At 70.7% G+C, this 20799-nt stretch carries 17 protein-coding genes; 14 read left to right on the top strand and 3 right to left on the bottom strand.

The window, feature by feature from the left end:
- Window positions 1-174: 174 nt before the first annotated feature.
- Both AB0I66_RS28870 and metH read right to left on the bottom strand, forming a co-directional pair.
- The gene (locus AB0I66_RS28870) at window positions 175-876 is read right to left on the bottom strand and encodes an HAD family phosphatase (RefSeq protein WP_363210874.1); all 702 of its coding nucleotides are present in this window, start codon (window positions 874-876) and stop codon (window positions 175-177) included.
- Between the two features lie 98 nt (window positions 877-974).
- Window positions 975-4502: a methionine synthase gene (gene metH, locus AB0I66_RS28865; RefSeq protein ID WP_363210873.1), complete on the bottom strand. Its 3528-nt coding sequence runs from the start codon at window positions 4500-4502 to the stop codon at window positions 975-977.
- Window positions 4503-4838: 336 nt separating this feature from the next.
- On the opposite strand from metH, the gene AB0I66_RS28860 reads away from it, so the two are divergent.
- The 8 genes from AB0I66_RS28860 to AB0I66_RS28825 all read left to right on the top strand — a co-directional run bounded on the left by AB0I66_RS28860 (window position 4839) and on the right by AB0I66_RS28825 (window position 13696).
- Entirely contained in the window at window positions 4839-5609 is a 771-nt protein-coding gene (locus AB0I66_RS28860) for an IclR family transcriptional regulator (RefSeq protein WP_363210872.1), read from the top strand.
- A 341-nt stretch (window positions 5610-5950) separates the two neighbouring features.
- Entirely contained in the window at window positions 5951-6742 is a 792-nt protein-coding gene (locus tag AB0I66_RS28855; protein WP_363210871.1) for an MIP/aquaporin family protein, read from the top strand.
- Window positions 6743-6805: 63 nt separating this feature from the next.
- Window positions 6806-8353 (top strand): glycerol kinase GlpK, encoded by a 1548-nt coding sequence (gene glpK, locus AB0I66_RS28850; RefSeq protein ID WP_363210870.1) that lies wholly within the window; start codon window positions 6806-6808, stop codon window positions 8351-8353.
- 5 nt (window positions 8354-8358) lie between these two features.
- The gene (locus tag AB0I66_RS28845) at window positions 8359-9966 is read left to right on the top strand and encodes a glycerol-3-phosphate dehydrogenase/oxidase (protein WP_363210869.1); all 1608 of its coding nucleotides are present in this window, start codon (window positions 8359-8361) and stop codon (window positions 9964-9966) included.
- A gap of 133 nt (window positions 9967-10099) precedes the next feature.
- Window positions 10100-10882, top strand: coding sequence for a purine-nucleoside phosphorylase (locus tag AB0I66_RS28840; protein WP_363210868.1), 783 nt, complete (start codon window positions 10100-10102; stop codon window positions 10880-10882).
- Window positions 10883-10918: 36 nt separating this feature from the next.
- Window positions 10919-12313: an amidohydrolase gene (locus AB0I66_RS28835; protein ID WP_363210867.1), complete on the top strand. Its 1395-nt coding sequence runs from the start codon at window positions 10919-10921 to the stop codon at window positions 12311-12313.
- Window positions 12314-12333: 20 nt separating this feature from the next.
- A complete protein-coding gene (locus AB0I66_RS28830) occupies window positions 12334-12945 on the top strand; it encodes a sulfite oxidase-like oxidoreductase (RefSeq protein ID WP_363211143.1) in 612 nt (203 codons plus the stop codon).
- A gap of 4 nt (window positions 12946-12949) precedes the next feature.
- Entirely contained in the window at window positions 12950-13696 is a 747-nt protein-coding gene (locus AB0I66_RS28825; protein WP_363211142.1) for a ferredoxin reductase, read from the top strand.
- 88 nt (window positions 13697-13784) lie between these two features.
- Here the strand turns inward: AB0I66_RS28825 and AB0I66_RS28820 are convergent, their stop codons facing one another.
- Complete coding sequence (locus AB0I66_RS28820; RefSeq protein WP_363210866.1) at window positions 13785-15164, bottom strand: MFS transporter; 1380 nt, start codon at window positions 15162-15164, stop codon at window positions 13785-13787.
- Window positions 15165-15463: 299 nt separating this feature from the next.
- Here AB0I66_RS28820 and AB0I66_RS28815 point away from each other — a divergent pair, with 299 nt between their 5' ends.
- From AB0I66_RS28815 to AB0I66_RS28790, 6 genes are read left to right on the top strand one after another with little or no spacing between them, the layout of a single operon-like run.
- On the top strand, window positions 15464-16951 hold the full coding sequence (locus tag AB0I66_RS28815) for an aldehyde dehydrogenase family protein (protein ID WP_363210865.1): 1488 nt from the start codon (window positions 15464-15466) through the stop codon (window positions 16949-16951).
- 24 nt (window positions 16952-16975) lie between these two features.
- Window positions 16976-17914 carry a VOC family protein gene (locus AB0I66_RS28810; RefSeq protein WP_363210864.1) on the top strand — a complete coding sequence of 313 codons (939 nt, stop codon included), beginning with the start codon at window positions 16976-16978 and terminating at the stop codon, window positions 17912-17914.
- Entirely contained in the window at window positions 17911-18708 is a 798-nt protein-coding gene (locus AB0I66_RS28805) for an aspartate dehydrogenase domain-containing protein (RefSeq protein WP_363210863.1), read from the top strand. The genes AB0I66_RS28810 and AB0I66_RS28805 overlap by 4 nt, the downstream gene beginning before the upstream one ends.
- Complete coding sequence (locus tag AB0I66_RS28800; protein WP_363210862.1) at window positions 18705-19496, top strand: alpha/beta fold hydrolase; 792 nt, start codon at window positions 18705-18707, stop codon at window positions 19494-19496. Before AB0I66_RS28805 ends, AB0I66_RS28800 begins: the two co-directional genes overlap by 4 nt.
- Window positions 19497-19510: 14 nt before the next feature.
- Window positions 19511-20032: a cupin domain-containing protein gene (locus AB0I66_RS28795; protein WP_363210861.1), complete on the top strand. Its 522-nt coding sequence runs from the start codon at window positions 19511-19513 to the stop codon at window positions 20030-20032.
- Window positions 20025-20780, top strand: a complete 756-nt coding sequence (locus tag AB0I66_RS28790) for an SDR family oxidoreductase (RefSeq protein ID WP_363210860.1) — start codon at window positions 20025-20027, stop codon at window positions 20778-20780. The genes AB0I66_RS28795 and AB0I66_RS28790 overlap by 8 nt, the downstream gene beginning before the upstream one ends.
- The last annotated feature ends 19 nt before the right edge of the window (window positions 20781-20799 follow it).

Below are 20799 nucleotides of genomic sequence, written 5' to 3'. Positions count from 1 at the left end.
CACGCAGCGAAACCGGGCGCGGACACACCGATAACCCAACACGGGAAGGTTTCGTGAGGTTCCCCTCAATCGGGACACAACGCCACTCGACAACTCGCCCAAATCGGAGGACCGGCACAGCTCTGACCAGCTGTCGACCACCCACGGAGTGGGAAAGGTCACATCTTCAACTGCTCAGCACTTTCCGGCCATCATTTCCCGCAGGAATGACAGGTCGACGTGTTCGAGGGACGGAACGACGGTCCTGCCCGCGGCCGCCGCGATGGGCGCGACCGAAGGTACGGCCACCACTCGGCAGCCCGCGGCCTCGGCCGCCGCCACGCCCGTGGCGGTGTCCTCGATGACCGCACATCTGGCCGGTTCCGCCCCAACCCCCGCCGCCGCGAGGAGGTACGGGTCCGGGTGCGGCTTGGTCCGGGTCACCTCGTCGCCCGCGACGGTGAGCGCGAAGTGATGGGCTCCGATCGACTCGAGCACGCGGTCGATGATGCGCCGGTGCGACGCGGAGACCAGTGCCATCGGCACCTCGTGCGCGGCGAGTTCGGCGAGGAGTCTGGCCGCGCCCGGCATCAGCGGCAGGGCACGGCCGATGCGGTCCTCGAAGCCGTCGTTGAGCAGCACGGTCAGCTCGGGGACGGTGATGTCGGCGCCGGTGGAGGCGATGAGGAAGCCGGCGCTGCGCGTCATGGGGCCGCCGACGACGACGTCACGCCAGGATTCGTCGAGCGTGTGTCCGAGTGCGGCGAACACCTCGACCTCCGCGTCCCACCAGAACCCCTCGGTGTCCACGAGTGTTCCGTCCATGTCGAGGAGCACCGCCTGCAGGGCGGAGCCTTCGGCCGTTCGGGTACCGAGCGCGGGAACCGTACTGGTCATCCGGGCACACCTCCATGAGGGACGAAGAGGCCGGCTGCCCCCTTCTGACGGGTGGGCAACCGGCCTGCACTGGACCGACAAGTGTACGACTTGTCCGCTCAGCGCGCGTTGAAGTATTTCGCCTCGGGGTGGTGGATGACGATGGCGTCGGTGGACTGCTCCGGGTGGAGCTGGAACTCCTCGGAGAGCTGCACGCCGATCCGCTCCGGCTCCAGGAGCTCGGCGATCTTGGCGCGGTCCTCCAGGTCGGGGCAGGCCCCGTAGCCCAGCGAGAAGCGCGCGCCGCGGTACTTCAGGTCGAACATGTCCTCGACGTCGGCGGGGTCCTCGCCGCCGAAGCCGAGCTCGGCGCGCACGCGCGCGTGCCAGTACTCGGCGAGCGCCTCGGCCAACTGCACGGACAGGCCGTGCAGTTCGAGGTAGTCGCGGTAGGAGTCGGCGGCGAACAGCTCGGCGGTGGCCTCGCCGATCTTCGAGCCGACGGTGACGACCTGGAGGCCGACCACGTCGATCTCGCCGGACTCCTCGGGGCGGAAGAAGTCCGCAAGGCACAGGCGCCGGCCGCGGCGCTGGCGCGGGAAGGAGAAGCGGGTGCGCTCGTTGCCCTGGTCGTCCAGGATGATCAGGTCGTCACCCTTGGAGACGCACGGGAAGTAGCCGTAGACGACGGCCGCCTCCAGCATGTTCTTCGTGTGCAGCTCGTCCAGCCAGCCGCGCAGGTGGGGACGTCCCTCGGTCTCGACGAGCTCCTCGTAGGTGGGCCCGTCGCCCTTGCGGGCCTGCTTGAGGCCCCACTGCCCCTTGAACAAGGCGCCCTCGTCGAGCCAGGAGGCGTACTCCTTGAGCTGGATGCCCTTGACGACGCGGGTGCCCCAGAACGGCGGGGTGGGGACGGGGTTGTCGGTGGAGGTGTCCGAGCGTGCGGGCCCCTCGTCCTCGGAGACCTCCAGGACGGGCGTGTCCTTCTTCGGCACGCGGCGCTGCTTCAGCTCGGGCAGGGTGGCGCCGGGGACGCCGCGCTTGACCGCGATGAGGGCGTCCATCAGGCGCAGGCCCTCGAACGCGTCGCGGGCGTAGCGGACCTCGCCCTCGTAGATCTCGTGCAGGTCCTGCTCGACGTAGGCGCGGGTGAGGGCGGCGCCGCCGAGGATGACGGGGAAGTCCGCGGCCATCTTGCGCTGGTTGAGCTCCTCCAGGTTCTCCTTCATGATCACGGTGGACTTGACCAGGAGACCCGACATGCCGATGACGTCCGCGCGGTGCTCGGCCGCGGCGTCCAGGATCGCGGCGACGGGCTGCTTGATGCCGAGGTTGACCACGTTGTAGCCGTTGTTGGACAAGATGATGTCCACCAGGTTCTTGCCGATGTCGTGCACGTCGCCGCGGACGGTGGCCAGGACGATGGTGCCCTTGCCCTCGGAGTCCGACTTCTCCATGTGCGGTTCCAGGTGCGCCACCGCGGTCTTCATCACCTCGGCGGACTGCAGCACGAACGGCAGCTGCATCTGGCCGGAACCGAACAGCTCGCCGACGACCTTCATGCCCTCCAGGAGGGTGTCGTTGACGATGTCCAGGGCGGGGCGGGTCTGCAGGGCCTCGTCCAGGTCGGCGTCCAGGCCGTTCTTCTCGCCGTCGATGATGCGCCGCTTCAGGCGCTCGTCCAGCGGCAGGGCCATGAGCTCCTCGGCCTTGCCCGCCTTCATCGACTTCATGTTGACGCCCTCAAAAAGCTCCATGAGCTTTTGCAGGGGGTCATAGCCCTCTTCGCGGCGGTCGTAGATCAGGTCGTGGGCGACCTTGACCTGCTCCTCCTCCAGGCGCGCGATGGGCAGGATCTTGGAGGCGTGCACGATCGCCGAGTCCAGGCCGGCCTTGACGCACTCGTCCAGGAACACGGAGTTCAGCACGACGCGGGCGGCCGGGTTGAGGCCGAAGGAGATGTTCGACAGGCCCAGCGTGGTCTGCACGTCCGGGTGGCGCTTCTTCAGCTCGCGGATCGCCTCGATGGTGGCGATGCCGTCCTTGCGGGATTCCTCCTGGCCGGTGCAGATGGTGAAGGTCAGGGTGTCGATGAGGATGTCGGACTCGTGGATGCCGAAGTTGCCGGTCAGGTCCTCGATGAGACGCTCGGCGATGGCGACCTTGTGCTCGGGGGTGCGGGCCTGGCCCTCCTCGTCGATGGTCAGCGCGATCAGCGCGGCGCCGTGCTCCTTGGCGAGCGCGGTGACCTTCGCGAAGCGGGACTCGGGACCGTCGCCGTCCTCGTAATTGACGGAGTTGATGACCGCGCGGCCGCCCAGCTTCTCCAACCCCGCCTGGATGACGGGCAGTTCGGTGGAGTCCAGGACGATGGGCAGCGTGGAGGCGGTCGCGAAGCGGCCCGCCAGCTCCTCCATGTCCGCCACGCCATCGCGCCCGACGTAGTCCACGCACAGGTCGAGCATGTGCGCGCCCTCGCGGATCTGGTCGCGCGCCATCTCCACACAGTCGTCCCAGCGGGCCTCCAGCATCGCCTCGCGGAACTTCTTCGACCCATTGGCGTTCGTGCGCTCGCCGATGGCCAGGTAGGAGGTGTCCTGGCGGAAGGGCACCGTCTGATACAGCGAGGCGGCGCCCGGCTCGGGACGCGGCTCGCGGGCCGAGACCTCCGCCCCGCGCACCCGCTCCACGACCTGACGCAGATGCTCAGGCGTCGTACCACAGCAGCCGCCCACCAGGGACAGGCCGTACTCGCGCACGAAGTTCTCCTGCGCATCGGCCAGCTCCCCCGCACTCAGCGGGTAGTGCGCGCCGTCCTTGCCCAGGACCGGCAGGCCCGCGTTGGGCATGCAGGAGATCGGCACCCGCGAGTGGCGGGCCAGATAGCGCAGGTGCTCGCTCATCTCCGCCGGGCCCGTCGCGCAGTTCAGGCCGATCATGTCGATGCCCAGCGGCTCAAGGGCGGTCAGCGCGGCGCCGATCTCCGAGCCCAGCAGCATCGTGCCGGTGGTCTCCACGGTGACCGAGCAGATCAGCGGCAGGTTCGCACCGGTGGCCTCCAGGGCACGGCGGGCACCCAGGATCGCGGACTTGGTCTGCAGCAGGTCCTGGGTGGTCTCCACAAGGAGCGCGTCCGCGCCGCCCGCGATCATGCCTTCGGCGTTGATCTGGTAGGCGTCCCGCAGCACCGTGTAGGGGGCATGACCCAGGGTCGGCAGCTTGGTGCCCGGCCCCATCGAGCCGAGCACCCAGCGCTGCTGCCCGGTCGAGGCGGTGAACTCATCGGCGACCTCGCGGGCGATGCGCGCACCCGCCTCGGACAGCTCGAAGTTCCGCTCGGGAATGTCGTACTCGCTCAGGGCCGCGAAGTTCGTGCCGAACGTGTTCGTCTCCACGCAGTCGACGCCGACCGCGAAGTACTCCTCGTGCACCGAGCGGACGATGTCCGGGCGCGTCACGTTCAAGATCTCGTTGCAGCCCTCGAGCTGCTGGAAGTCATCGAGGGTGGGGTCCTGCGCCTGCAGCATCGTGCCCATCGCGCCGTCGGCCACCACCACACGCGTGGCGAGGGCTTCGCGGAAGGCATCGACTCGGGCTCGGTCCGAGAGATTCGAGGAACCGGACGAGGGGGTAGGCAACGAGGCCATGAAAGAGCTCCCTGAGGTGCGACGGCTGTCGGCTTTGCGCTTCGGAGGAAGGCGCACTCGGTCAGGGTAACGGGACGAAGGTCCACAGCGTGCGAGTGTTCACGAGGCGGACGCCCGGCGGGTCCGCCCTTCTCGGGGGTGTGGCGCGGCGCGGGGCGGGGAACCGCGAGAATCCAGCGGGACCTCCAGCGAGAATCCAGCGGGAAGCCAGCAGGAATCCAGTGGGAACCGGCCGGAAACACAGCCTGCCGCTCTGTCGCGGGAGGTCGACAACGACCGATAGTGTTCAGCATTGTCGAACGTTGGAGTCAGCAGGGGACGGAGGAAGGGGCTGCGATGGCACGGAACATCCAGTCGCTCGAGCGGGCGGCCGCGATGCTGCGGCTGCTCGCGGGCGGAGAGCGACGGCTCGGCCTCTCGGAGATCGCGTCCGCCCTTGGCCTTGCCAAGGGCACGGCCCACGGCATTCTGCGCACTCTCCAGGCGGAGGGTTTCGTCGAGCAGGAGTCGGCATCGGGCCGCTATCAGCTCGGCGCCGAGCTCCTGCGCCTGGGCAACAGCTATCTCGACGTGCACGAGCTGCGGGCCCGCGCCCTGGTGTGGACCGACGACCTGGCCCGGTCCAGCGGCGAGAGCGTCTACCTCGGTGTCCTGCACCAGCAGGGCGTCCTGATCGTGCACCACGTCTTCCGGCCCGACGACAGCCGCCAGGTCCTTGAGGTGGGCGCGATGCAGCCGCTGCACTCCACGGCCCTGGGCAAGGTGCTCGCCGCCTACGACCCGGTGGCGCACAGCGAGGCGGCCGAGGCCGAGGCCGAGCGGCAGACCTTCACCACGCGCACCGTCGTGGACCCCGAGGCCTTCGAGGGCGCGCTCGACCTGACCCGCGCGCGGGGGTACGCCGCCGACGTCGAGGAGACGTGGGAGGGCATCGCCTCCGTGGCCGCCCCCATTCACGACCGGCGCCGCATGCCGGTCGGCGCGGTCGGCATCACCGGCGCGGTGGAGCGGGTCCAGAAGGACGGGGAGCTGCGCCCCGACCTGATCGCGGCCGTACGGGACTGCGCCCGCGCCGTGTCGCGGGATCTGGGCGCCGGGCGCTTCTAGACCCCGCCCGCCGGGACGCCCCACTGCCCCCTGCTCAACATGCAGGGGGCACTCTTCTGCGCGAACATCGTTGAACGACGTTTCACCCGGTGGCGACCCCTGTCATCACCGATAACCCGGAACGATCAATAACGATCGTGTTTTCAATAACAGAACTCTTGACGGGCAAGTAACGACGGGGTGAGACTCGCGTCCATCGGTCGGCATTGTCGAACACCTACCGGCATTACGCGCTAGAGTGTGACAAGGCCAAGGGCCGGCAACGACCTCACCTGAGGTCGCGGACCACCGGAGGGACCCGGGGTTCGCCTTCCCCTGGACGAAGGACAAAGGAGTCGCGGGTGTCCAGCTCCGACATCTTCATCGGCGAGACCATCGGTACCGCCATACTCATCCTGCTCGGCGGCGGCGTCTGCGCCGCCGTCACGCTCAAGGCCTCCAAGGCCAAGGACGCCGGCTGGCTCGCGATCACCTTCGGGTGGGGTTTCGCGGTGCTCACCGGCGCCTACCTGGCGGGTGGCGTGTCAGGCGCCCACCTCAACCCGGCGGTCACCGTCGGTCTCGCCATCGAGGGCGGCACCAAGTGGAGCGATGTTCCGCTCTACCTCGGCTCGCAGCTGCTCGGCGCGATCATCGGCGCGATCCTGGTCTGGCTCACGTACATGGGCCAGTTCAAGGCGCACCTCACCGACCCGGCCATCCTCGCCGCCCAGCCGGTGGACGAGGGCCTCGTCGACCAGAAGGCCGCGCCCAAGGCCGGTCCGGTGCTCGGCGTCTTCTCGACCGGACCCGAGATCCGCAACTACGCGCAGAACGTGCTGACCGAGGTCATCGCCACCGTCGTGCTGGTCCTCGCGATCCTCACGCAGGGCCTGAACGACAACGGCAACGGCATCGGCGTCCTCGGTGCGCTGATCACCGCGCTCGTCGTGGTCGGCATCGGCCTCTCGCTCGGTGGCCCCACCGGCTACGCGATCAACCCGGTCCGTGACCTGGGTCCGCGCATCGTGCACTCCCTGCTCCCGCTGCCCAACAAGGGCGGCTCGGACTGGACGTACGCATGGGTGCCGATCGTCGGCCCGCTGATCGGCGGCGCCATCGCGGGCGGTATCTACAACATCGCGTTCAAGTAGTTCCGCGACAGCTGCCGATGACCGCCTGAGACAGACCGCCGAGCAAGAATTCAGGAGCGAACCGTGACCACCGACGCACACACCGCCGGCCCCTTCATCGCCGCCATCGACCAGGGCACCACCTCCAGCCGCTGCATCGTCTTCGACAAGGACGGCCGGATCGTCTCGGTCGACCAGAAGGAGCACGAGCAGATCTTCCCGAAGCCGGGCTGGGTCGAGCACGACGCGACCGAGATCTGGACCAACGTCCAGGAAGTCGTCGCGAGCGCCATCTCCAAGGCGGGCATCACCCACGAGGACATCAAGGCGATCGGCATCACCAACCAGCGTGAGACCACGCTGCTCTGGGACAAGAACACCGGCGAGCCGGTGCACAACGCCATCGTCTGGCAGGACACCCGCACCGACGCCCTGTGCAAGGAGCTCGGCCGCAACGTCGGCCAGGACCGCTTCCGCCGCGAGACGGGCCTGCCCCTCGCCAGCTACTTCGCCGGGCCGAAGGCCCGCTGGCTGCTCGACAACGTCGAGGGCCTGCGGGCGCGTGCCGAGGCCGGCGACATCCTCTTCGGCACCATGGACTCCTGGGTCATCTGGAACCTGACGGGTGGTGTCAACGGCGGCAAGCACGTCACCGACGTCACCAACGCGTCGCGCACCATGCTGATGAACCTGCACACCATGAAGTGGGACGAGAAGATCGCCGAGTCCATCGGTGTCCCGATGGCGATGCTCCCCGAGATCCGCTCCTCCGCCGAGGTCTACGGCGAGGTCACCGGCGGCAAGCTCGGCGACGTCCTCCCCGGCATCCCCGTCGCCTCCGCGCTCGGCGACCAGCAGGCGGCCCTCTTCGGGCAGACCTGTTTCGCCAAGGGCGAGGCCAAGTCCACGTACGGCACCGGCACCTTCATGCTGATGAACACCGGTGAGTCGGCCATCAACTCCTACTCGGGGCTGCTGACCACCGTCGGCTATCAGATCGGCGACCAGAAGCCGGTCTACGCCCTCGAGGGTTCCATCGCCGTCACCGGTTCGCTCGTGCAGTGGATGCGCGACCAGATGGGCCTGATCAACTCCGCCGCCGAGATCGAGACGCTCGCGTCCTCGGTCGAGGACAACGGCGGCGCCTACTTCGTACCGGCCTTCTCCGGCCTCTTCGCCCCGTACTGGCGTTCCGACGCCCGCGGTGTGATCGCCGGTCTCACCCGGTACGTCACCAAGGCGCACATCGCGCGCGCCGTCCTGGAGGCCACGGCCTGGCAGACCCGTGAGATCACCGACGCCATGACGAAGGACTCCGGCGTCGAGCTCACGGCCCTCAAGGTCGACGGCGGCATGACCTCCAACAACCTGCTGATGCAGACGCTCTCGAACTTCCTCGACGCACCCGTGGTGCGCCCGATGGTGGCCGAGACGACCTGCCTCGGCGCCGCCTACGCCGCCGGTCTCGCCGTCGGCTTCTGGTCCGGCACCGACGAGCTGCGCGCCAACTGGCGCCGGGCGGCGGAATGGACCCCCCGCATGGACGCGGACACCCGCGCCCGTGAGTACAAGAGCTGGCTCAAGGCCGTGGAGCGTTCCATGGGCTGGCTCGACGAAAGTGGCGAGGAGTAAACAACATGACCACCCTGCAGAGCGTCCCTGCCCTCGGGACGCATCCGGCTGCCGGTTCCCACCCGAGCCGCGCCGAGACCCGGGAGCAGCTTTCCAAGGCGACGTACGACCTCCTGGTGATCGGCGGCGGAATCCTGGGCATCTCCACCGCCTGGCATGCCGCGCAGTCGGGACTGCGGGTGGCCCTGGTGGACGCCGGTGACTTCGCCGGCGCCACCTCCTCCGCCTCCTCCAAGCTCCTCCACGGCGGTCTGCGCTACCTGCAGACCGGCGCGGTGAAGCTGGTCGCGGAGAACCACTTCGAGCGTCGCGCGGTGTCCCGCCAGGTGGCCCCCCACCTGGCGAACCCGCTCACCTTCTACCTGCCCGTCTACAAGGGCGGCCCGCACGGCGCCGCCAAGCTGGGCGCGGGCGTCTTCGCGTACAGCGCGCTGTCCGCGTTCGGCGACGGCGTCGGCCACCTGCTCTCGCCCTCGAAGGCCGCGCAGGACGTGCCGGAGCTGCGCACGGACAACCTGAAGGCCGTCGCGGTCTACGGCGACGACCAGATGAACGACTCGCGGATGGCCCTGATGACGGTCCGCGCGGCCGTCGAGGCCGGCGCCGCCGTCCTCAACCACGCCGAGGTCACCGGTCTTCGCTTCACCGGCGGCCGGGTCACGGGCGCGGAGCTCAAGGACCGCATGGACGGCACCGAGTTCGGCGTCAACGCCCGCCTCGTGCTCAACGCGACCGGCCCGTGGGTCGACCACCTGCGCAAGATGGAGAACCCCGACGCGGCCCCCTCCATCCGCCTCTCCAAGGGCGCGCATCTGGTCCTCAAGCGCACCGCCCCCTGGAAGGCCGCGCTTGCCACGCCGATCGACAAGTACCGCATCACGTTCGCCCTGCCGTGGGAGGACATGCTGCTCCTCGGCACCACCGACGAGGAGTTCGAGGGCGACCCGGCCGACGTGAGCGTCACCGAGGCCGACACCGCGCAGATCCTGGACGAGGCCGCGTTCTCCATCCGCGACCAGCAGCTGTCCCGCGACCTGATCACGTACTCCTTCGCGGGTCTGCGCGTGCTGCCCGGCGGTCCCGGCGACACGTCGAAGGCCAAGCGCGAGACCGTCGTCACCGAGGGCGCGCGCGGCATGCTCTCCGTCGCGGGCGGCAAGTGGACGACCTTCCGCCACATCGGCCGTACGGTCATGAAGAAGCTGGAGTCGCTGCCCGGCCACCCGCTCGGCGACGACTACGAGCCGATCTCGCAGCTGCAGAAGCGCCTCCCGCTGCCCGGCATCGCCAACCCGCGCGCGGTCGCGCACCGTCTCCTGGTCGACGGCCCGGCGCCCGGCCCCCGCATGTCGGCCGACACCGCCAAGCACCTGGCGACGCACTACGGCTCGCTCTCCTTCGACATCGCCCGCCTGGCGAACGAGAACCCGGAGCTCGCCGAGCGCGTCTCGCCGGACGCCCCGGAGATCTGGGCCCAGGTCGTCTACGCCCGCGACCACGAGTGGGCCGAGACGGCGGACGACGTCCTGCGCCGCCGTACGACGCTGACGATCCGCGGCCTCGCCACGGACGACGTGCGCGCCAAGGTCCAGGACGTGCTCGACAACAAGTAGACACGTCTGGTCAGTACTTACTGAAGGGCGGTTCCCCTCGGGGAGCCGCCCTTCGGCGTGGGCTACCGTCTCCGGGGCTCGGCACGCCACGGCAGGCGCCGCCGCGAGCAGCCCCCTAGGAGCGAAGACCCGCATGACGACCGACGCCCGTACGTTCACCGACGCGCTGCCCATCACCCGCGTCCCCCGCACCGGCCTGCCCACCCGTGCGGTCGTGGTCGGCGACCCGGCGCGCGCCACCGCCGTCGCGGACCTCCTGCACGACGCGAAGGAGGTGTCGTACCACCGCGAGTACCGCACCTTCACCGGCAGTTGGCAGGGCACCCCGGTCGTCGTCGCCTCGCACGGCGTCGGCGCCCCGGGCGCGATGCTCCTCTTCCAGGAGCTCGCGGACGCGGGCGTCACCACGATCCTGCGGCTCGGCACGGCCGGCGCGATCCGCCCCGGCATCCGCGACGGCGACCTGGTCATCGCGGACGCGGCGGTACGCGACGACGGCGTGACCCAGCAGCTGATCCCCGCCGAGTACCCGGCGTTCGCGGCCCCGGAGGCGGTCATCGCGCTGCAGCGGGCGGCTCGCGCGGCCGAAGCCCCGTACCACCGTGGCGTGGTGTGGACGCGGGCCGCGTTCCAGCCGGGCTTCCTGCCGCTGCCCGGTGAGGCCTACGCGGCCGCCGGGATCGCGGCCATCGAGATGGAGCTCTCGGCGCTGCTGGTCTTCGCGTCCACGCACGGCCTGATCGCGGGCGGCGCGCTGGTGATCGACGGCGCCAACGCGGACGAACTCGTCGACGCGGACACACCTTTCTCGACCGGTGGCTACGACCCGCACCGGAACGTGGTGGCCGAGGGAGTCGACCGGGGCGCGCGGATAGCCTTGGACGCGCTTCGTCTCCTTGCCGCCACGGAGCACTGAGCAGACACCTGAACGACGGCGTGGAGAACGGAACCGATGCACCTCACTGACCTGCCGGCCCAGGACCGGGGCGGCGCCATAGATCTTCTGGTCCACGGCGGCGACGTCCTGACGGTCGACGCGGCCGGCACCGTCGTGCGGGACGGCGCCGTCGCCGTGCGCGACGGCCGCATCATCGAGGTCGGCCCGGCCGAGCGGCTGCGCGCCGCCTACGAGGCCGCCGAAGAGCTGGACGCCCGCGGCTGTCTCGTCATGCCGGGTCTGATCAACACGCACACCCACCTCGCGATGACCCTGTTCCGGGGCATCGCCGACGACGTCACCCTGCAGGGCTTCCTGGCCCGGGTCATCCCGGCCGAGGCGGAGCGGCTCTCGCCGGAGACGGTGACGGCGGGCATCCGGGGCGCGATCGCGGAATCCGTACGGGGCGGGGTCACCGCCGCGCTCGACATGTACTGGTTCCACGAGGCGGCCGAGGCCGTGGCCCGCGAGGCGGGGTGGCGGCTGCTGACCGGCCCCACCTTCATGGACGTACCGGGCCCGCCGGACGGCCGCCCCTACGCCGACCGGCTCGGCTGGGCGGCGGCCGACCTGGCCGCGCGCACCCCGGCGCCGGGCACCCGGCCGGTGGTCTTCGCGCACTCCGCGTACACCCTGGTGCCCGAGCAGCTGACGGTGATCGGTGCGCTCGCCCGTGAGCACGGCGCGCTGCTGCACCTCCACGCCGCCGAGAACGCGGGCGAGGTGGAGATGGTCGCCGAGCGGCACGGCATGCGTCCCGTGGAGCTGCTCGACTCGCTGGGCCTGCTCGGCCCGGACACGCTGCTCGCGCACGCCGTCGACCTCACGGACGCGGAGATCGCGACGCTCGCCCGCACGGGCACGGCCGTCGCGCACTGCCCGGTGTCGAACCTGAAGCTGGGCTGCGGCATCGCGCGCGTCCCCGACCTGCTCGACGCGGGTGTCACGGTGGGTCTCGGCACGGACGGCGCGGTGAGTTCCAACACGCTGGATCTCCTCGGCGCGGTGAAAATGGCCGCCCTCGTGCACAAGGCGGGCAGCGACCCAACGGCGGTCGGCGCCGAGCAAGCCGTGCGGATGGCGACCGTCGAATCGGCGCGGGCGCTGGGCCTCGGCGACCAGCTGGGCTCCCTGGAGGCGGGCAAGCGCGCCGACCTGATCGTCCTCGACCTCTCCCGGCCGCACCTCACGCCGCGGCACGACCCGTGGTCGATGCTGGCGTACGCCGCCGCGTCCAGTGATGTGCGGGACACGGTGGTCGACGGCCGGGTGCTGATGCGGGACCGTACGCTGGTGACAGTGGACGAGCGGCGAGCGCTGCGAGCCCTGCGGGACGCGGCGGCCTCTGCTTCTGCTGCGCCCGTCCCCGCGAGCACGACAGGCACCTCCGAAGTGGCAAGCACCGTATGAGCATCGAGCACGGTATGAGCATCGAACCCACCCGCGGCTTCACCGGCCGCGCCCGCGCCGCCGACCGCGATCCGCGGCTGCCCCCCGGACAGTACGACGCGGCGGACGGCTGGCCCGTCCTGTCCGCCGAGGTGACGCCCGAGCTCACGCCCGCGGACTGGACGTTCCGCGTGGACGGCCTCGTCACCACCCCGCGCACCTGGACGTGGGACGAGGCGCACGAGCTGCCCGCGTCCGAGTACCGCGGCGACATCCACTGCGTGACCAGCTGGTCCAAGTTCGGGGTGCGCTTCGGCGGGGTGAGCCTGGACGCGATCCTGGCCGCTGCCGGGCCGCGCCCGGAGGCCACGCACGTGGTGGCGTACTCACACACGGGGTACACGACGAACCTCCCCCTGTCCGACGTGACGGGCGGCAAGGCATGGATCGTCTGGGAGTACGGGGACGGCCCGCTGCCTCCCGAGCACGGCGGCCCGGCGCGGCTGATCGTCCCCCACCTGTACTTCTGGAAGAGCGTCAAGTGGGTCGCGGGGCTGCGGCTCCTGGACCACGACGAGCCCGGTTTCTGGGAACAGAACGGCTACCACCACCGGGGAAATCCCTGGCGCGAGGAGCGTTACGCAGGTGACTGAGTCTGTGACCGACCCTTTCGTGCCGCCTACGCGGTTCGCCGTGCCGGGGCGGATCGAGGTGAGCGGACGCGCGGGCTCCGTCTGGCAGCGGGCGACCGTGGTGGAGGTCCGCCGGGACAACGCCGCCGGAACGGTCTCGACCTTCCGTCTGAAGGTGCCCGACTGGCAGGGGCATCTGCCGGGCCAGCATCTGATGCTGCGGCTGACCGCCCCGGACGGGTACGTGGCCCAGCGCCACTACTCCATCGCCTCCCCTCCCGAGGAGGGCGGCGAGATCGAGCTGACCCTGGACCATGTGCCGGGCGGCGAGGTGTCGGGCCATCTGCACACGGTCGCCCACGTCGGTGACGTGGTGGAGGTGCGGGGGCCGCTGTCCGGTTTCTTCGCCTGGCCCGGGGACCGCCCCGCGCTGCTGCTCGGGGCGGGCTCCGGTGTGGTCCCGCTGATGTCGATGCTGCGGCACTGGCGGGGGGCGGGGCGGCCGGTGCCGTTGCGGCTTCTGGTCTCCGCGCGGACGCGCGAGGATTTGATCTACGCGGATGAGTACGGCGATGAGACCACGGTGGTGTTGACGCGGGTGGAGGGGCGGCTTCGTGCCGAGCACCTCGCGCCGTTCCTCGGCCCCGGCCAGCCCGAGGGGGGTTGGGAGGCGTACGTCTGCGGGTCCAATGGCTTCGCCGAGCATGCGTCGCGCCTGCTGGTGGCCGGGGGCCAGCCGGTTGATCGCATCCGGATCGAGCGGTTCGGGTAGGGGTTCAGGCGGTCTCTGCGGGGCTCTCCCCAGCATCGCCGGCCGGGCTGAATCTTTCAGCCCGGCCGGCGTTTGAGTATGAACGCGGCTACGGCGAGACCTCCTCCAGCCTCCGCCCCGCCGTCTCCTCGGCCCCCACCGCCGCCACCACAGAACCCACCAGCGCCACGGCCCCCAGCATCACGAACACCGTGGACACATTGCCGCCCGCGTACACCACACCCACCACGATCGGGCCGAGGATCACGCCGAGGCGGTTCATCGCCCCGCCGACACTGCTGCCGAGCGCCCGCATCCGCGTCGGGAAGAGCTCCGGCGTGTAGAGGTACAGGCAGATGTTGGAGCCGAAGAAGAAGACCGCGGCGAGCGAGGTCCACACCAGGACCTGGACCGGCGTGTCCGCGCCGACCGCCGCGAGCGTCACCAGCATCACCGCCGCCCCGCCCAGACAGCCGGTGATGACCTTCCGGCGGCCAAGGCGGTCGACGGTGAGCGCGGCCACGAGGCAGCCGAGCAGGCCCGCGCAGGACGTGACCGTCGAGTAGAGGAGCGCGTCGGAGAGGGTCAGGTCGTAGCGGTTCTGGTAGATCGTCGGGAGCCAGGACGTGATGCCGTAGTTGACGAAGTAGCCGGTGAACCAGAGCACGCCGATGATCAAGGTCCGGCGGCGGTAGCGGCCGGTGAACAGGCCTCGAAGGCCGGAGGCGGCCTCGCCGGGGGCGGCGACGGGAAGCGCCTCGGGCACGGGCGGCAGGGGTTTCTTCGTGATCCGCTCGACGTCCGCCTCGATGCCGGACATCACCGCGTCCGCCTCCTCCAGCCTTCCGTGGTCGGCGAGCCACCGCGGCGACTCGGGGACCTTGCGCTGGACGAGGATGCAGAGCAGGCCGGGCAGCGCGGCGATGGCGTACATCCAGCGCCAGCCGAGCATCGGCACCACCCAGGCCGCGACAAGCGCGCCCACGGTCAGGCCCGCCGGGAACACCAGCTCGTAGAGGAGGACGAAGCGGCCGCGCTGGTGGCTTCGGGTGATCTCGGCGATGAAGGTCGCCGCCACCGGCACCTCACCCCCGATCGCCAGGCCCTGGACGAACCGCAGGGCCATGAAGGCGTCGGGCGACGTGGACACGGACAGGGCCAGGTTGGCGACGCTGGACAGCGCGATGCACAGCGCGATGACCTTCACGCGGCCGATGCGGTCCGCGAGGCGCCCGGAGAGCAGCGCGCCGATCAGCATGCCGATCGAGCCGACGGTGAGCAGCAGCGTCGCGGCGGACGTGCTGAGGTCCCACTCGTGGCGCAGTTCCGGCAGGGCGTAGGCGATCAGGAGCTGGTCGAAGGCCTCGAAGAAGGTGACCGCGCCCACGATGAGCCGGACGGTGACGTGCCAGCGGCACAGGGGTAGCCGTTCGAAGCGGGCGGCTATGGCGGCCCGGACCGATGGGTCCGGGGAGGCGTCGATCGTCATGCGGGCACTCCGCTGCTGAGGGGGCGGGGACGAGGGGAGGAACGCGACGGCCACGGAGTCTGGGGAAACTCAAGCCAAGAAGCGAGTAAGCGCAAAGTTTCTAAGCGCTTAAGTTGTACCGTCCCGGCACCGGAGCGCGTCAAGAGTCTCCGCAGGGGAAATCCACGAAGTCCGTCGACGGGCAGGTCTTGCGCTCCAGATATTTAAGCCCTTAGATTTCTAGCGCTTACCGAAGACCATCCGGAACTCGCCCGAAGCAAGCGGCGGTTCACCCCGGACACCGCACGCAAGGAGGCCCCATGCCCCGCATCCCAGCCGACGAGGCCCTCATCGCGGGCGAGTGGCGACGCGGCGCGGGCGCCCCGGCCGACACCGTCGACCCCGCGACGGGCCGCGTGCTCGCCACCGTCCACGCCGTCTCCCTCGGCGAGGTCGCCGAAGCGGCCCGGGCGGCGGCCGAGGCCGCCGCCGACCCGCGCTGGCGTGACCTGCTGCCCCACCGTCGCGCCCTGCTCCTGCACCGCGTCGCCGAGCTGATCGAGGCGTCCGCGGAGGACCTCGCGGCCCTGCAGACCGCCGACACCGGCAAGGCGCTCACCGAGACGCGCGCCCTGGTGGCGAGCGCGGCGGCCACCTTCCGCTACACGGCCGCCGCCCTGGAGACCGCCGAGGAGGCCCTCACTCCCTCGCGCGGCGACTACGTGACGATGAGCGTGTACGAGCCGATCGGTGTCGTCGGCGCGATCAACCCCTGGAACTCCCCGGTCGCCAGCGACGCCCAGAAGCTCGCCCCGGCGCTGGCGGGCGGCAACGCGGTCCTGCTCAAGCCCGCCGAGTGGACCCCGCTGGTCTCGCTGGCCCTGGGCCGTCTCATCAGCGGCGCCCTGGCGGAATTCGGGCTCCCGGCCGGCCTGCTCTCCGTCCTCACCGGGCGCGGCAGCGTCGTCGGGGACGCGATCGTCCGCGATCCGCGCGTCGGCAAGGTCACCTTCACCGGCGGCACGGGCACGGGCCGTACGCTCGCCCACGCGGCGGCCGAGAAGCTGATGCCGGTCTCGCTCGAACTGGGCGGCAAGTCGCCCACGGTCGTACTCGCCGACGCCGACATCGAGCAGGCACTGGCCGGCGTGATGTTCGGGGTCTTCTCCTCCAGCGGACAGTCCTGCATCGCGGGGTCGCGGCTCTTCGTCGCGCGTGAGCTGTACGAGGAGTTCGTCGGCGAACTGGTCGCGCGGGTGGGGAAGTTGCGCGTCGGGCCCGGCTCCTCCCCCGACACCCAGGTCGCACCCCTCGTGCACCACAAGCACCGGGACTCCGTCGCCGCGTACGTCGATCTCGCCCGCGAGGAAGGCGCGCGGGTGCTGTGCGGCGGGGGCGTGCCCGAGGGTGCGGAGTACCAGGACGGGGCGTACTACCTGCCCACCGTCCTGGACGGCCTCCCCAATACCTCGCGCACCTGCCAGGAGGAGATCTTCGGGCCCGTCCTGGTCGCGCTGCCCTTCGACGACGAGGACGACCTCGTGCGGCAGGCCAACGACAGTGTCTACGGCCTCGCCTGCGGCATCTGGACCCGCGACCACCGGGCCGCCTGGCGGATCGCGCGCCGCGTGGAGGCGGGCACGGTCTGGATCAACACGTACAAGCAGTTCAGCATCGCCACGCCCTTCGGCGGCACGAAGGAGAGCGGCCTCGGCCGCGAGAAGGGCCGCGACGGCATCCGCGCCCACCAGCGCCAGAAGTCCCTGTACTGGGGCCTGTCCGACGCGCCTCTCCCCTGGGCCAACTGAACCCCCGTATCTCTGGAGAAGGTCATGCCTCAACCCCCCGTCGCACGGCTGCGCGCCCTGCGCTCCGTCGAACTGCTCACGCCTTCCTTCACCGAGGCCGCCGACTTCTACCAGGAGGTCTGGGGCCTGGAGACCGTGGAGTCCGAGCGCGGCACGGCCGCCTGGCTGCGCGGGACCGGCGCCGAGCACCACGCCCTCCAGCTCACCCGCGCCGACCGCGTCGGCCTCGGCAAGATCTCCTTCGCCGTGGGCACGCCCGCCGAGGTCGACGAGGCCGCCCACAGGCTCCTCGCCCGCGGCATCACGCCCGTCGCAGGGCCCGGCCCGCTCGACCAGGTCGGCGGCGGCTACGGCCTGCGTTTCACCGACCCCGAGCACCGCCTGATCGAGATCAGCGCGGAGGTCCACGCGGTGCCGCCGCGCGGCCGGGACGGTGCCGTGCCGGTGGGCGTCACGCACGCCGTGCTCAACACGGCGGACATCGACGCCTCCGTCGCCTTCTACCGCGACGTCCTCGGCCTGCGCGTCTCCGACTGGTCCGAGCACCAGATGGCGTTCCTGCGCTGCAACGCCGACCACCACTGCATCGCCTTCAACCAGGCCGAGTGGGCCTCGCTCAACCACGTGGCGTACGAGATGAGTTCGGTCGACCACTTCATGCGGGGCCTGGGCCGGCTGCGGCACCACGGGATCGACCCGCAGTGGGGTCCCGGACGGCACGGCCCCGGCAACAACACGTTCTCCTACTTCACCGATCCTTCCGGGCTGGTCTGCGAGTACACCTCCGAGGTCGCGCAGATCGTCGAGGACGCGTGGATCGCCAAGGTCTGGCGGCGGGTGCCCGAGCTCTCCGACCTCTGGGGGACGGCCGGGCCGCCCTCGAAGGAGATCCGCTGCCACATGGCGGGCGCACCCGACCCCGGCCCCTTGGCCGCCCGTAACGAACCGGAGGTTCACGCATGAGCGCCGTACGCAAGGTCGGCATCGTCGGCTGGGGCGCCATCGGGCGCGTCGTCGGCACCGCACTGGCCGAACACCGGGTCACCGGGGCCGAGTTGACGTGCCTCGTCGACAACCGTCCGCTCGGCGAGAGCGCCCCCGCCCCGCAGGTCTCCTTCGACGAGGCCATGGAGCGCTGCGATCTCATCGTCGAGGCGGCGGGCCAGGGATTCGTACGGGAGTGGGGCGAGCGTGTCCTCACCTCCGGGACCGATCTGCTGATCGCCTCGACGGGCGCGCTCACCGACGAGGAGCTCTCCAAACGGCTCCTGGCCGCCGGTCCCGGCCGGGTGTACTTCACCGGGGGCGCGGTCGGCGGGCTCGACCTGCTCCAGGCGGTGCGTTCCCTCGGGCCGCTCGACGAGGTGCGGCTCACCACGACGAAACTGCCCGCCACCCTCGAACAGCCGTGGATGGACGCCGAGTTGCTGTCCCGGATGCGGGCGGCCACCGGTCCGGTCGAGGTCATGTCCGGGACCGCGCGCGATGTCCCCGTGAAGTTCCCCAAGTCGACGAACGTCGCGGCATCGGTCGCCCTCGCCGTCGGCGACCTGGACGCTGTGCGGGTCCAGGTCGTCGCCGACCCCGGCGCCCACCACACGCGGCATGTCGTCGAGGCGTCCGGCGCGCACGGCTCGTACCGCTTCGAAGTCGCACATCTGCCGGACCCGGGCAACCCGGCGACCAGCCAGGTCGTGCCGTACGCGGTCCTGCGCAGCCTCGCGGCGCTCGCGGGCCGGACGGGGCAGATCCTGTGACCGCCGCCGCGATCCACGTGGAGGAAGCAGGGTCCACCGGGCCGCTGCTGCTCTGCCTGCACGGCATCGGCTCCTCGTCGGCCGCCTTCGCCCCGCAGCTCGCCGAGCTGTCCGCGTATGTGCGGGTGGTGGCCTGGGACGCTCCCGGATACGCCAAGTCCGCTGACCCGAGAGGGTCGTTGGACCTGGACGGCTATGCGGACGCGGCAGCCGCCCTCATCCGGGAACGCGGCGCGAGCGCCCATGTCCTGGGCGTCTCGTGGGGCGGGGTGATCGCGCTGCGGCTCGCGGCCCGCCACCCCGAACTGGTCGACTCGCTGATCGTGGCGGACTCCAGCGCCGGTTCCGGCACCGACCCCGCGAAGGCCGATGCCATGCGGCAGCGGGCCGCCGAGCTCGCGGAACTCGGGCCGCGGGAGTTCGCCGAGCGGCGTGGCCCCCGGCTCGTCTCGCCGGACGCGCCCCCTCGGCTCGTCCGGCGGGTCGTCGACACCATGGCCGCCTCCGTGCGCCTGCCCGGATACGCGTACGCCGCCGAGTCCATGGCGTCCGCCGATCTGCGCCCCGAGATCCCCGGCATCGCGGCCCCCGCCCTCGTCCTCTGCGGCGACCAGGACCGGGTCACCGGCGTCGAGGCCTCCCAGGCCATCGCCGGAGCCCTGCACAAGACCGCCTACGTGATCGTCAAGGACGCCGGTCACCTGGCCAACCAGGAGCAGCCCGAGGCCTTCAACGCCTGGGTCCTCTCCCACCTCCGCATCACCGCCCGTATCCCCGAACACCTCTGAGAAGGAGCCCCGCCATGCCTCTGACCACCACCGAGTACGACAACGGCGGCGACCTCGGCAAGTACACCGACTCGCTGATCGCCACCAAGGAGTCCCGTGTCGCGGACTTCAGCACGCTGTCCTTCCAGGAGAAGGCGGGCCCGCAGTACCGCCGCGGTCAGATCCGTTACGTCGGGTCCGGCGCGACCGGCAACCACGAGAACGACAGCCGCATCCTGCCGTCCGGCGGCTTCACCTTCTCCAACATGCTGCTGCCGCCCGGCGCCGAGGGCCCCGAGCACACCCACCACGACGTCGAGGAGGCCTTCTTCGTCCTGGAAGGACAGGTCAAGGTGGGCATCCACCGGGGCGCGGAGGAGGCCGAGTACCGCACCCTCGGCTACCGCGACATGATCGTCGTCCCGGCCGGCGTGGCGCGCTCCCTGAAGAACGAGGGCGACACCGACGCGCTGTTCTGCGTCGTCATCGGCACGCAGAAGCCGCAGGTGCCGACGTACCCCGAGCACTCGCCGATGCACGGCGTCACCCGTGACTGACGACCGCTCGACCGACGACCGCACCGTCGTCATCACCGGCGCGGGCCGTGGTCTCGGTCTCGCCATGGCCCGCCGGGTGGGCGAGGACGGCTTCAGGGTCGTCGTCGCCGAGGTGGACGCGGGGCTCGGCGGCGAGGCCGTCGCCGGGCTGCGCGCCGACGGCCTGGACGCGCATTTCGTGCGGTGTGACGTCGCGGACCCGGACTCGGTGACCGAACTCGCACTGGCTGTTGCTGACTTGGGGTCGCTGTACGGTCTGGTCAACAATGCCGCGCTCGCCAACGGCGTCGGCGGCAAGGAGTTCCAGGACATCGACGTCGAGGTGTGGGACCGCCTGATGGCGGTGAACGCCCGCAGCCCGTGGCTGGTCGCCAAGGCCCTGCACCCGCAGTTCCGCTCCCCCGGCCGGATCGTCAACATCGCGTCCGACGCGGCCCTCTACGGGTCGCCGCGCCTGGCCCACTACATCGCCTCCAAGGGCGCGGTCATCGCGCTGACCCGGGCGATGGCGCGGGAGCTGGGCGACAAGGGAATCACCGTGAACGCGGTGGCGCCCGGCCTGACCGAGGTCGAGGCCACCGCGACGGTGCCGGCCGAGCGGCACGCGCTCTACCGGGGCAACCGGGCGATCTCCCGTCCGCAGCAGCCGGACGACCTCGTCGGCCTCGTCTCCTTCCTCCTCTCCGAGGAGTCCCGCTATCTGACCGGACAGGTGATCGCCGTCAACGGCGGCTTCACCATGAACTGACGTAACGGAGCACTGAGTT

The organism is Streptomyces sp. NPDC050439 (assembly GCF_040655335.1).
In the GTDB taxonomy this organism is placed as follows: Bacteria; Actinomycetota; Actinomycetes; order Streptomycetales; family Streptomycetaceae; genus Streptomyces.
The sequence above is the reverse complement of the archived record's forward strand: the minus strand, read 5'-3'. Positions and strand labels throughout refer to the sequence as shown.